General features: G+C 57.7%; 12 protein-coding genes. 3 read left to right on the top strand and 9 right to left on the bottom strand.

All coding sequences use genetic code 11. From position 1 onward, the window contains the following. Nucleotides 1–33 precede the first annotated feature (33 nt). The 8 genes from B5M42_RS17790 to B5M42_RS17755 form a co-directional block, all read right to left on the bottom strand. Nucleotides 34–738, bottom strand: coding sequence for a cytochrome c biogenesis CcdA family protein (locus B5M42_RS17790; RefSeq protein WP_134753020.1), 705 nt, complete (start codon nt 736–738; stop codon nt 34–36). Continuing rightward, nucleotides 735–1538 carry a metal ABC transporter permease gene (locus B5M42_RS17785; RefSeq protein WP_134753018.1) on the bottom strand — a complete coding sequence of 268 codons (804 nt, stop codon included), beginning with the start codon at nt 1536–1538 and terminating at the stop codon, nt 735–737. Before B5M42_RS17785 ends, B5M42_RS17790 begins: the two co-directional genes overlap by 4 nt. Nucleotides 1539–1550: 12 nt before the next feature. Continuing rightward, nucleotides 1551–2327: a metal ABC transporter ATP-binding protein gene (locus B5M42_RS17780; RefSeq protein WP_134753016.1), complete on the bottom strand. Its 777-nt coding sequence runs from the start codon at nt 2325–2327 to the stop codon at nt 1551–1553. A gap of 44 nt (nt 2328–2371) precedes the next feature. Beyond that, nucleotides 2372–3403 carry a metal ABC transporter substrate-binding protein gene (locus tag B5M42_RS17775; RefSeq protein WP_209280714.1) on the bottom strand — a complete coding sequence of 344 codons (1032 nt, stop codon included), beginning with the start codon at nt 3401–3403 and terminating at the stop codon, nt 2372–2374. A gap of 182 nt (nt 3404–3585) precedes the next feature. After that, the gene (locus B5M42_RS17770; protein ID WP_134753014.1) at nt 3586–4017 is read right to left on the bottom strand and encodes a hypothetical protein; all 432 of its coding nucleotides are present in this window, start codon (nt 4015–4017) and stop codon (nt 3586–3588) included. 102 nt (nt 4018–4119) lie between these two features. After that, a complete protein-coding gene (gene metG, locus B5M42_RS17765; RefSeq protein WP_134753012.1) occupies nt 4120–6111 on the bottom strand; it encodes a methionine--tRNA ligase in 1992 nt (663 codons plus the stop codon). A gap of 425 nt (nt 6112–6536) precedes the next feature. Next, entirely contained in the window at nt 6537–6821 is a 285-nt protein-coding gene (gene yidD / locus B5M42_RS17760) for a membrane protein insertion efficiency factor YidD (RefSeq protein ID WP_134753010.1), read from the bottom strand. Nucleotides 6822–6905: 84 nt separating this feature from the next. Then, nucleotides 6906–7718: a pyruvate, water dikinase regulatory protein gene (locus B5M42_RS17755; RefSeq protein ID WP_134753008.1), complete on the bottom strand. Its 813-nt coding sequence runs from the start codon at nt 7716–7718 to the stop codon at nt 6906–6908. 162 nt (nt 7719–7880) lie between these two features. On the opposite strand from B5M42_RS17755, the gene B5M42_RS17750 reads away from it, so the two are divergent. Next, entirely contained in the window at nt 7881–8513 is a 633-nt protein-coding gene (locus B5M42_RS17750) for a DsbA family oxidoreductase (protein WP_134753006.1), read from the top strand. A gap of 162 nt (nt 8514–8675) precedes the next feature. Here B5M42_RS17750 and B5M42_RS17745 read toward each other — a convergent pair whose 3' ends face one another. Then, nucleotides 8676–10067 carry an MFS transporter gene (locus B5M42_RS17745; RefSeq protein ID WP_134753004.1) on the bottom strand — a complete coding sequence of 464 codons (1392 nt, stop codon included), beginning with the start codon at nt 10065–10067 and terminating at the stop codon, nt 8676–8678. Nucleotides 10068–10194: 127 nt separating this feature from the next. On the opposite strand from B5M42_RS17745, the gene B5M42_RS17740 reads away from it, so the two are divergent. Both B5M42_RS17740 and B5M42_RS17735 read left to right on the top strand, forming a co-directional pair. Next, the gene (locus B5M42_RS17740; RefSeq protein ID WP_134753002.1) at nt 10195–12270 is read left to right on the top strand and encodes an LTA synthase family protein; all 2076 of its coding nucleotides are present in this window, start codon (nt 10195–10197) and stop codon (nt 12268–12270) included. 82 nt (nt 12271–12352) lie between these two features. After that, nucleotides 12353–12754, top strand: coding sequence for a YmaF family protein (locus B5M42_RS17735; RefSeq protein WP_134753000.1), 402 nt, complete (start codon nt 12353–12355; stop codon nt 12752–12754). Nucleotides 12755–12929: the final 175 nt, after the last annotated feature.

Below are 12929 nucleotides of genomic sequence, written 5' to 3'. Positions count from 1 at the left end.
GAAAAGAAAAAAGCGCCGCGGGTCAGCCGGGCGCTAAAATTTTAGCCAATCGGGCGTTACGCCGTTCAGCCACAGCGTAATTTGCGTCATTTTGCCGGAATACAGCAGAATCGCAATCAGCACCATCAAAGCGCCGCCGATTTTCATAATGATGTTGGAATAACGCAAAATCCATTTCGTCGAGCCGATGAAAAACGACAGGACGAAAAACGGAATCGCGAAGCCCAGCGAATAGGCGGTCGTCAGTTGGAACCACGTCCCCGGCTCCGTCGTGGCGAGGGCCAGAATGGCCGAAAGAATCGGTCCGATGCACGGCGACCAGCCGGCCGCAAAGCCCATGCCGATCAGCACCGATCCGATGTAGCCCGCCGGACGCCATTTCAATTGCAGCTTGCGCTCACGCATCAGCCATTGCGGCTGAAAAATCCCGAGCAGGAACAAGCCCATAATGAAAATCAGAATCGCTGCAAGCTGGCGGATCAAGCCGCGATAATCAAGGAAAAAATTGCCGAGAAAACCCGCAGTCAACCCCAGCGCATAAAAAATGATCGAAAATCCGACGATAAAGCTTAACGTATGCAGCATCGTCTGCCGGCGCGCCGCAGCCGTCGTCTGACCGGATTTCAGCTCGCTGACGGAGATGCCCGAAATGTACGACAGATAGGAAGGATACAAGGGCAAGCAGCAGGGCGAAATAAAAGAAGCGATACCGGCCCACAGGGCAATCCAGATGTTCATGCTTTCAAGCCTCTTTTCACGATCATAATGACGGCCAGCAGGGCAATCAACGTTAGCACGACGGTCGCCCCCGGCGCCAAATCCCAGACTCCGGCCGCAACAAGGCCGCCGATGACGGAAATTTCCGAGAACACCACCGCCCAAAATACGGAATGCTTGAAGCTGCGGGCAATCAGCAGGCTGCAAGCAACCGGAATCGTCAGCAGTGCGGAGACGAGCAAAGCGCCGACAATTTTGATCGACACGGAAATAACGAGCGCCGTCAGCATCGTAATCATAATGTTATAAAAACGCAAAGGCAAACCGCTGACGCTCGCTGCGTCTTCATCAAAAAACATCAGAAACAGCTCTTTAAAATGCACGGCGATCACAGCGACCACCAGCACGCATACACCAAACACAACCCATAAATCGGTGCTGTCCAGCGTATAAATACTGCCGAAAAAATAGCTCATCACGTTGATGTTAAAGCCTTTGCCCAGTGTAAACAAAAGCGTAGCGAGCGCCACGCCGCCGGACATAATAATCGCAATCGACAGCTCCGCATACGTCTTGTACGCGCTGCGCAGCCATTCAATGCCAAACGACGCCAGCAGCGCAAACACCAGCCCGACGCCAATCGGATACACATTCAGCAAAAAGCCGAGCGCCACGCCCGCAATCGAGACGTGCGCCAGCGTATCGCCGATCATCGATAACCGCCGCAGCACGAGAAAAATGCCCATCAGCGGAGCCGTCAGCGCAATGAGAATGCCGCCGAGCAGCGCCCGCTGAAAAAAATATTCCGCAAATATATCCACAACGTTCGCTCCTTATTGCACGCCGATCATTTCGCGAAGCTGCCCGATCGAATGCGTCAAATTCGTTTCCCGGCAGTCTTCGGGATCGTGCGTATGCTTGACGTAAAACTTCAAGCCGCCGCTGGTCATCTGCGGCTCGGAGCCGAGATAGGCATGCATCATGTCCATGTCGTGCGACACCATAATAAACGTAATATGATGGTGTCGGTGCATGTGCTGGATCATATGGAAAAAGCCCGCCTGCGTCTGGGCGTCGATGCCGACGGTAGGCTCGTCCAGAATGAGCAGCTCGGGGTTGTTCACGAGCGCACGCGCCAGAAACGCGCGCTGCTGCTGCCCGCCGGACAGCCGGCCGATGCGGCGGTCGGCCAAATCCTCGATGCCAAGCGCCAAGAGCGCATCGTCGGCTTTTTTGAGATCGGCCTTCGTCAGCCGCTTATAAATCCGCTTGTTCGTATACAGGCCGGACATGACAATTTCCCGCACGGTAGCGGGAAACAGCGGGTTGAAGGCGTTTTTTTGTGGCACGTAACCGATCCGCTGCCAGTCCTTGAACTGGCCGATTGGCTCGTCAAACAGGCGAATCTCGCCTTGTGTCGGCTTGAGCAGCCCGACCAGCATTTTCAGCAGCGTCGTTTTGCCCGCGCCGTTGACGCCGATCAAGCCGACAAAGTCGCGTTCCAGCACCTCGAAATGCAGGTTGTCGACGACCTTCTTATGCTCGTATCCAAAGGAAATGCCGTCCATCGACACGATGCTGCGATGGCACTGGGCGTTTGTGGTTTCCATAGCGGTTGCCCCTATCGTATCTTGCAAAATTAACGTTCCTGTTTCTATTGTAAAGCTTTCATGAGATTTTTCAAATTCCGGTCCATCACGGAAATATAATCGTCGCCCGCTGCCTGCTCCTCTTCGGTCAGCCCTTCCACCGGACTGAGCACCATCGTGCCGACGCCCGCGTCCTTCGCCAGCGTCTTGGCCAGCTTATCGGAAACAAGCTCCTCAAAAAATATATATTGCACGTCATGCGCTTTAATGAATGCATTCATCCGCTGAATGTCGCGTGCGGTCGGCTCGGCGTCGGGGGATAAGCCCATAATCGGCATTTGCGTCAAACCGTAATCGCGGCACAAATACGCAAACGCCTGATGCGAGACGGCGATTTCCTTCTTGGGCAACGCTGCGAGCTGCTGGCGAAAGCGCGTATCCAACTCGCCCAGCTTGGCGCTGTACGCCGCATAGTTGCGTTCGTAATCGGCTTGATGCGCCGGGTCGGCGTTGACCAGCGCATCCTTGATCGCGCCTGCCATGATCCGGGCATTGGCCGGGCTGAGCCAGGCATGCGGATCATACTCCAGTGACTCGTCGTGGTCATGCGCGTCGGTTCCGTCGGCTGTTTCAGCCGTTTCGCTGCCGGCTTCGTCAGCGGTGCGGATCAGCGAAGCGTTTTTGCCCGCCTCGACCACCTGCAGTTGGGAATCTTTTGGCAAACTGTCCAGAAAATCGCCGACCCAGCCTTCGAATCCCGCGCCTTGATAAACGAATAGCTGCGCCTTAGTCATATTGGTCATGTCGCGGCTTTTCGGCGACCAGTCGTGCGGCTCCACGCCGGCCGGTACGAGATTAATCGCATGGACGTGCTCGCCGCCGATGTTGCGGGCAAAGTCGTACAACGGGTAGAAACTGGCGACGATGTTGATTTTGCCCTCAACCAGTTGGGCTCTCTCCGCGCTTCCGCAGCCGCTGAGCATGACCGCCAGCACAAGCCATACACCCAGCAGCGCAGCCACCCCTCCCCGCACCCGCGCGAAGCCGGCTCTTGGAACCGCTCCTCCTGCTTGTTGTTGGTTTGTTGCTATCTTCATCCGATGCGCTCCTCTCTTCCGCAACCACCCGCACACCGCTTGGCTATCGCTTATTAAATCGTAATTATTTTTAATAACCAATTGATTATACGAGCAGTTCGCCGAGATTGTCAATATCCGCAACGGATGGACCGGGAAAAATAAAAAACCGTACGGCAGGCAGCGGCGCTGCTGTCTAACGGCTATTTGTTGCTGCCCATGTTGCGGTCGCTCTGATTGCCCGACTTCTCCTTGTTGTCCCCTGACCCGGTATTGGTTGATGCTTTTTTCTGCTGCTTTTGGCCGCTTTTGCCGGATTTGGCCGGCTTGTCGCTAAGCTCCTTCAATTGCTTATAACGCTCCTCGGACTGCTCCTGCACCTTCCGCTCTTGCTGAAGCTGGTAGTCGATAATTTCCTTATATATTTGAAATTGCTTGTTCAACTCCTGATCGATGACGCTCGCCTTCTGGCCGCCGCTGCCGCCGTTTGCGCTTTGCGCCTTGACGTCCTTATGTTTCCCTGCGGACTGGTTGCCGTCGCTGTCGGTTTGCTCGCTTTCGCTTTTGAGCATGCTGCAGCCGGTCAGCAAACTGATTGCGATTCCGGCTGCGGCTGCTTGCTTCCACGCCTTCATGCCCATCCCTCCTGTTCGGTGATGGGTTTAGCTTGCCCTGCAGCCCGCAAAAATACCCCGTGTCCGCGCTTCACGCGGCCGCCGGGGTATTGGAGAAATCAACTATTTCACGATGGCGCCGTTCGGCATGCTGTCCGGCACCGTCGCCAGCGTCAGCTGCTCGCCGTGCGAAGCGGCGAGAATCATGCCTTGCGACAGCTCGCCGCGCAGCTTGGCGGGCTTGAGGTTGACGACGCAAATCACCTTGCGTCCGATCAGCTCCGCCGGCGCGTAATATTTGGCGATGCCCGAGACGACCTGCCGGCGCTCATAACCGAGATCAAGCTGCAGCTTGAGCAGCTTGTCGGCGCCCTTCACCGGCTCGGCCGCGAGCACCTGGGCTACGCGCAGCTCGACCTTGCCGAAATCGTCGATGCCGATTTCGGGCTTGCCCTCCGGCGCCTCCACTGCGGCGCCGTCTGCCTGCTGCGCCGCGGCTTCCGGCGCCGGCGCTTCTGCGGCTGCTCCGCCGCCCATCGCTTCGACGATGTAGGCGACCTCAGCCGCAACGTCGAGCCGCGGGAACATCGGCTCGGCTTTGTTGACCTGCTGGCCCGCAGGCAGCAGGCCAAACGTCAGCGCGCTCTCCCACGAAGTGAGGCGCGGCAGGTCTTCGGCAGCAATGCCCAGCTGCTGCCATACGCGCTGCGGCGTTTGCGTCAGGAACGGCCGCAGCAGCACTGAGGCGATGCGCTGGCATTCGGCGAGGGTGTACAGCACCGCGCCCAGCTTCGGACGCAACGCCTCGTCCTTGACCATCGACCACGGCTGCGTCTCGTCGATGTATTTGTTCGTGCGGCCGATCAGCTGCCACACGGCGGCGAGAGCGATCGAAAATTCCATGTTTTCGATCGCTTCCTCGTATTTGGCGACTGTGGTTTTCACGGTCTCCAGTAGGCCCGATTCAAATTCAGTCGCCCCCGGCACATACGCCGGCAGCGCGCCGCCGAAATATTTGTCGATCATCACGATCGTCCGGTTCAGCAGATTTCCGAGGTCGTTCGCCAAATCGTGGTTGACCCGCTCGACAAAGCTTTCCGGCGTAAACGTGCCGTCAGCGCCGAACGGCACCTCGCGCATCAGGTAATAGCGCAGCGAGTCGAGGCCGTAACGGTCAATCAGCGTCACCGGATCGACGACATTGCCCTTGGACTTCGACATCTTGCCGTCCTTCATCAGCAGCCAGCCGTGCGCGAACACCTTCTTGGGCAGCGGCAAGCCCAGCGCCATCAGCATGATCGGCCAATAAATCGTATGGAAGCGGACGATTTCCTTGCTCATCAAATGCACGTCGGCCGGCCAGTAACGCTCGAATCTCGCCTGATCCTCCGAGCCGTAGCCCAGCGCCGTAATATAGTTGGACAACGCGTCGATCCAGACATAAATCACATGCTTGGGATCGCCTGGCACGCGAATGCCCCAATCGAAGGTCGTCCGCGACACGGCCAAATCCTCCAGACCGGGACGGATGAAATTGTTCAGCATTTCATTTTTACGCGATTCCGGCTGGATGAAATCCGGGTGCTCCTCGTAATACTGCACGAGCCGGTCGACGTATTTGCTCATCCGGAAAAAATACGTCTCTTCCTTCATCATCTCGACGGGACGCCCGCAATCCGGACACTTGCCGTCCACGAGCTTGCTTTCCGGGAAAAACGTTTCGCACGGCACGCAATACCAGCCCTCGTATACGCCTAAATAAATATCGCCTTGATCGAGCAGCTGCTGAAAAATTTTCGCAACGGCGTTCTTGTGCCGCTCCTCGGTCGTACGGATGAAATCGTCGTACGAAATGTCGAGCTTTTTCCACAGCTCCTTGATGCCGTCGACAATGCCGTCCACGAACTGCTGCGGCGACTGGCCTTTCTCTTGCGCCTTGCGCTCGATTTTTTGCCCATGCTCGTCGGTGCCCGTCAAATACATCACATCGTAGCCGCGCAGCCGCTTATAGCGCGCCATCACGTCGCCCGCGACCGTCGAATAGGCATGGCCGATATGCAGCTTGTCGCTTGGATAATAAATCGGCGTTGTAATAAAAAACGTTTGGTTGGACATCTGGCTCTAAACCCCCTGCATCGTATCGTTCTCATCGCTTGCCCGCCGGCTTGCGCCGGTCCCGGCAGCCTGCAGCCAACAAACACAAAAAACCCTCATCCGTCTTGGGACGAGAGCTTGCACTCACGCGGTACCACCCAGGTTCCCCCGGCTCTCTCAAGCAGCGGGGCTTCATTCGTCATGGACGACCCGTTAACGCTGGGAAGCGAGACCGGCTTACTCCAGCCGCGGCTGTGCAGGGCACAAGCCAAAGGACGGGCAGCTCGCGGGTCTGTTCTCCCGGACCATCTTCCAAGCCTCTTCCTATACCGGCTTTCACCTGCCCCGGCTCTCTGTCCATAGTCGCCCGCTTGTACTTATCCGTTCATCGAACATCAAACATATCTACCTTGTAAGGAAAATATAGCGAAAAGAGGGCCACGCTGTCAAGCCGGTGCCCCCCCGCCCTCTCCGCTTGTCCCTTCGCCGGCCTTCTCATCAGCTTTGGCCGCGGTTTGCGCCGGCGGCACCGGGTCCAGCCCTCCGGGATGAAACGGATGGCATTTGACCAGCCGTTTGGCCGTCAGCCAGCTGCCGCGCAGCGCGCCGTGCGTCTCCATCGCTTCAAGCGCATAATGCGAGCAAGTCGGATAAAAGCGGCACGTCGGCGGCTTGAGCGGCGAAATGAACTTCTGGTAAAAGCGGATCGGCTGCTGCAGCGCTTTTCTCATCGCGAGTCCTCCTTGAATGGAGCGTTCTGCGCCGCTCCCTGCCACGATTGCGACGCGCGTATCGTCGACCGGCGCTTGGACCGCCTAACGGCGGCTCATCTCCTGCTGCCGGGCGGCAATCAGACCGGCCGTTTCTTCAATCGCTTTGTTCGTTACATCGATCACGGTACAATTCAGCCGTTTCATCAGCGCCTCGGCATAGGCCAGCTCCTCTTCGACGCGCGGCAGCGTGGCGTATTTCGAGCCCTCCGGCAAGCCGACGGCTTTCAGCCGCTCCAGACGGATGCGCAAAATATGCTGCGCCTCCATCACCAGGCCAACGATGCGTTGACCGGGGATTTTGAACAGCTCGGCCGGCAGCTTGACCTCAGGCATCAACGGCAAATTCGCCACCTTGATGCCTTTGTGCGCCAAAAAGATGCTCAGCGGCGTCTTCGAGGTGCGCGACACGCCGATCAGCACGACCTCGGCCTGCAGCAAGCCCCGCGGATCGCGCCCGTCGTCGTATTTGACGGCAAATTCAATCGCCGCGACGCGGCGGTAATAGTCGGCGTCCATCTCGTGAAGCAGACCGGGCTGGCTTTTGGGCGCATCGCCGTAGGTGTCCATGAACGCCTCCAGCATGGGTCCCATAATATCGACGGCCCGCACGCCGCAGCGCAGCGCCTCGGCCTTCATCGCCTCACGCAAATCCCGCTGCACGAGCGTATAAGCAATAAAACCGCCAACAATCGCGGCTTTTTCCACGATGCTGCGGATCTCCTCTTCCTTGCGCAAATATCCGTAACGCTGAATTTTGACCTGATCCGCGTTGAACTGGCGAATCGTGGCTCGCGCCACCGCTTCCGCCGTGTCTCCGATCGAATCGGAGCAAATGTACAAATACTGCTCTTTCATAACTGCCTCCTGTTGCAACCATTGCTGAACCGTTATCTATTAACTATACGTGATAGTTTCATTGAAAGTAAAGTGTCCCCGCGAAACGCCGGAGGCAATCGGTTATAATGAAAGCAAGAAAGCCGTCTATACCCCGGCTTGAAAAGAGAGGAGCAACTTGGCATGATAATTGAAGTTTTTCAGGATACGATCTGTCCTTGGTGCCGCATTGGCAAAAAACAGCTGGAGGATGCGCTCGCGTCGTGGAGCGGTGAACCCGTCACACTGCGCAGCCGCGCTTTTTTGCTCGATCCGGGTACGCCGGAGGAGGGCCGGCCGTTTCGCGAATCACTGATGGACAAATTCGGCCATAACGCCATCCAGCTTGAAGCGATGTTCGCGCAAGTCGCCGAAGCGGGAGCTGCAGCCGGTCTCACGTTCGACTTCGGGCGCGTGACGCGCTCGCCGAATACACAACGCTCGCACCAGCTGCTGGCGCTGACGCCGCCCGAGCTGCAATCGGCTGTGACGACCGCCGTGTATACCGCTCACTTCGAGGAGGGCCGCGATATCGGCGCGCTGGCGACGCTGCTGGACATTGCCGAAGCTTGCGGCATGGAGCGCGAGCCGCTAGCAACGCGAATGGCGGCGGGTGAAGGCATGGCGCAGGTAGAGGCCGATTTGCAGCTGGCGCGGGAAGCGCGCATCAGCGGCGTGCCGTTCTTCATCATTAACGGCAAATTCAGCCTGCACGGCGCACAGCCTAAGGAAGCGTGGCTGCGGGCACTTGATTATATCGTGCAGCAGGAAGCTTAGCTTTCTTGAACGGGACTACCCCATTATGCCCCTTTAGCTTCAAAGCCCTGCGAAGGCCACATAATGGCGAGTCGCAGGGCTTTTGTATGCATACCTTTTGAGCTTGATCCCTCTATACCGCTTGCAGAGCGTAACCGAAGTACGCCCCTTGCCCCGCTCGACCTACCTCGCCCGCTTCACGCCACCGAAGCTGCGGTAATACAGTCCGCCGCTCACGACAACGCCGAGCGCAAAAACGAGCAGCATATTGCTGTAAGGGATGGCCGCTCCTGCCGGAACCAGCGGATTAAACGCAAATACCAGCGCGCCGCTGTCGAGCAGCTTGGCGACCAGCGCCGTGCCAACTGCACCGGAGATGAAGCTGATCAGGTTGAACAGCCCCATGCCAACCCCGGTTTCATGTATCTCTAGCGTAAGCGAGACGCGATTGGCCAGCGCCGTCTGGATAAACGAGAAGCCAACGTAGGTCGGCAGCATCGCCGCGGCAATCCACCACTGCGAGCGTCCGAGCAGCATCGCCATCGTCACGAGGCTGACGGTCAGCAGCGCCAGACCGACGTAGACGACGAAGTTGTTGCCCTTGCGGTCGGCGAGATTGCCGCCAATGGTGCCAAACACCACCGCGCTGATCGCGCCGGGGAACAGCACAAGGCCGATTTGTCCGGTCGCCAGCCCGTTCACGCCGGACAACATCAGCGGTACCGCAAACATAATGCCCATCACGGCGCAAAACAAAATAAAGCCGATGACCAGGCCGCTGCGCAGCAGCCTATTCGCGAACAGCCGCGGCTCGATGAACGGATCGCTAACCCGGCGAATACGCCAGACAAACAGCGCCAGCATGCCAAGACCAACCGTCGCATAATACCACGTCGGAAACGACAGGAACAGCACGACTCCGGCGACGCCCAGCGCCAGCATCACCGCGCCCGGCAAATCGATTTTGCCCGCCTTGCCCGGATCGTCCGGCAATATTTGCCGGAAAAACGGAATCGAAATCAGCGTAAACAACGGAATCAAAAACAAATACGTCCAATGAAATGTCTGCGAAATAAAACCGCCGAGCACCGGACCGACGCCCACTGCAAACGCAATGGTCGAGGTCAACAGCCCGAACACCTTGCCGCGGTCCGCGGGCGAGAAATACCGCGCCACCACGACCATAATCAAAGCGGGAATCGCCGAAGCGCCCGCTCCCTGCACCGCCCGGCCGACAATCACCGTCGGGTACCACATCTGCAGCGCAAAGCCGATCAAAGAACCGGCGTTATAAATCACGATGCCGGTCACAATCAGCTTTTTCAAACTGAACAGATCGGATAACTTGCCATAAATCACCGAGCCGATGCCGAAAAAAATAATAAACGTCGTCAGCACCCAGCCGACGCCTGTGGAGCTGATCGCATATTGTTTGGCGATTTCCGGGGTTGATACATTAAATACCGTTTCGTTCAAGACGCCGAAAAAGATCAGGTAAATGATCCACGGCACCGTTTTCCTCGTATCGAGCGACTGCTCGGGAGCTGCTGCAGTTGAAGCTGCGCTTGCCTGCATCGACTCCACCTCCTTTTCGTCTCCTTGGCATTGTATCACAGCCGCTTGCCGGGCATGAAAGGAAAAAACAAATATAACCAACTGTGCTATAATAGGCTCAATTGATTCGGAACAGGAGCCTTGATCCATGCGAACTTTTTTGAAAAGCATTCCTTCCCGCCTGCTGCTGTACATCCTGCCGCTGGCGCTGACCGTGCTGCTGGAGCTGCTCAGCCGCCGCAATGCGCAGGAATTCACCGCTTGGCTGACCGCCCATCCGCTGGCCTTTCTGCTGGGCTATTTCGTGATCGGCGCGCTGTATTTGCTGCTGATCGCCGTCACCGGCCGCAGCCGCTTGTCGCTGTGGCTGCTCAGCGCAGCGACAATTCCGCTGGCGATCTTCAGCGGCAGCAAGCTGACCGCGCTTGGCGCTCCGTATTACCCGTGGGACCTTGTGTTTCACAACGAAATCATGGAGTATCGCAATTTCGTCGGCGCCTTCCTGTCGTGGCGGATCGCCGCCTATATCGCGCTGTTTGTCCTGCTGCTGGCGCTGCTGCTCCACGGTGCGCTCGCCGGCCGCCGCACCCCGCGCTTTCGCTGGATCGAACGCGCGATCTACGCCGTCGCGGCGCTTGTGCTGCTGGTCAGCGTGCAGTCGAACAAGCCGATTCCTTTTCAGGATATGTACGGTATTTACACGGTTCCGTGGGACCATACGCTCACTTACGACGCCGACGGCTTCGTGCTCTCTTCGACGATGCTGACGCATTACCTGAACGTCGACAAGCCGTCCGGCTACAATCGCCAGGCGATCAACCGGATTTTGGACACAATCCAGGAGCGTCCGGCCGCGAATGCGCAAAATCCGAACATTATCGTCATGCTCAGCGAATCGTTCTGGGACCCGACCGTGATGAAGAACGTCAGCTTCAGCCGTGACCCGATCCCGTTTTTGCACAGCCTGCAACAGACGTATACCAGCGGCAAAATGCTCTCGCCGGAGTTCGGCGGCAGTACCGCCAACGTCGAATTCGAGGTGCTGACCGGCAACTCGATGCGCTTTTTGCCTCCAGGCTCGCTCGCTTACATTGAATATATGAATCATGGCGTCGATTCGCTTGCCAGCATCATGACCCGGCAGGGCTACACGGCGACTGCGATCAATCCGTTTTTCAGCTGGTTTTTCGACAGCCGCAAGGTGTATAAGCATATGGGCTTTTCGCGGTTTATCAGCAGCGAGTTTTTCCCGAACGATTTTGAGGGGCCGAACTACGCCGACCGCGCCGTGGCGCGCAAAATTATCGAGACGACGGAAGGCACCGCCGGTCCGGATTTTGTTTTTGCCAATACGATGGAAAATCATCAGCCTTACTGGCCGGGCAAATTTGCGAAAAATACGATCGAGGTCAGCGGACCGATTACCGCTGAATCGAAAGGACTGCTGGCGACCTACGCCCAAGGCATTTCCGACGCCGACAAGTGCCTGCAAACGCTGGTCGAGTATTACGAAAAGCAAAACGAGCCGACGATTCTGCTGTTTTTTGGCGATCATCTGCCGTTCCTGGAGGACGATTACAAGGTGTACCGCGATGCGGGGTATGTCGTCGGCGACGATCCGCAGCTGCTGACCAAGGTGCATGATACGCCGTTTGTTATTTGGAACAACTTTCTGCCCAAGGAGGCGGAGAAGCCGGGACTGCATCTGAGTCCGTCGTTTCTCGGACCTTACGTGCTGAGCATGGCTGGCAAGTCGGGCAGCTATTACACCGATTTCCTGTATGCGCAAATGCAAAAAACGCCAATTCTTCCGCCGCAAAAGGATTGGCCCGCCTACGGAATCGCCAAGCAGGATGTCGCCGACTACGCCAAGCTGGAATACGACAACCTGTTCGGCAGCCGATTCGGCTATTCGGCCAAGGGCTACAAATATTCGATTGTCCAGCCGAACTTTACGCTCGGCTACGGCGATCCGGTGATCGCGAGCGCGGAGCTGGGCGAAGACGAGGTGCGCGTCAAGGGCAGCCGCTTGTTCTACTCCTGCACCATCTATCTGGACGGCCAGCCGCTCAAAACGTCCTTTAACGGCACGGACACGCTATACGGCAAGCTGCCGGAGGGCGGCTTCCCTGTCGGCGGCGGGCAGGGGCATCGGATCGAAGTGCGCATTCTCGATGACAAGCAGATGCAAATCGGACAATCGAATGTCGTGACCGTTCCATAGCCGCTCCGTTGCTTGGCTCGCTGTCGTAAACAAAGCCCCCTGGCGCATAGGATGAATCATCCTGCCGCAAGGGGGCTTCTTTATGGCGTTTTGTCAGCCGTATAGCGACGTGCCGCCGGCGCACGCGCATTTTTTGAAAGTCATTACCGGCGACTGTCTGGGCCATCATCATTTGATGCGGGCGTATACGTTCAGCGTCAACGGCACGGCCTATGACGGGCATGTCCATGAATATCAGGGCATTACAGCGATCCGCTACGGACATTATCACAGCTATGCCGGAACGACCGGGCCGGCCATTCCGCTGCCCGACGGCAGTCACTACCATCTGGCGCAAGGACTTGTGCAGGTGAATGCCTATAACACCTCGCGCGGCAAAGCGCTCGTCCGCTCCGCGCAAACGGAAGGGCTGATTCGCGAGCTGCATCATCATACCTATAACGGCGCGACAAGCCTGCCGCTTGGCATGGATACCTGGCCGTAGCCGGCCGATCAGGGTGCTCCGCCGCCCGGCAGGTTTGCTGCATCCGGGCGCGTGGAGGGCGGCCTGGATCGGCAGGTTCGCTGCTACAGGGCGTGTGGAGGGCGGCTCCGGCTCCAGCGGCTTCGGGGTCTATTGACGGCGGCTACAGGGCCTATTGACGGCAGATTCAGTGCAA

The sequence above is a fragment of the Paenibacillus athensensis genome (assembly GCF_004514475.2).
Classification (GTDB): Bacteria; Bacillota; Bacilli; order Paenibacillales; family NBRC-103111; genus Paenibacillus_AL; species Paenibacillus_AL athensensis.
This window is presented reverse-complemented; position numbering and strand designations above follow the sequence as displayed.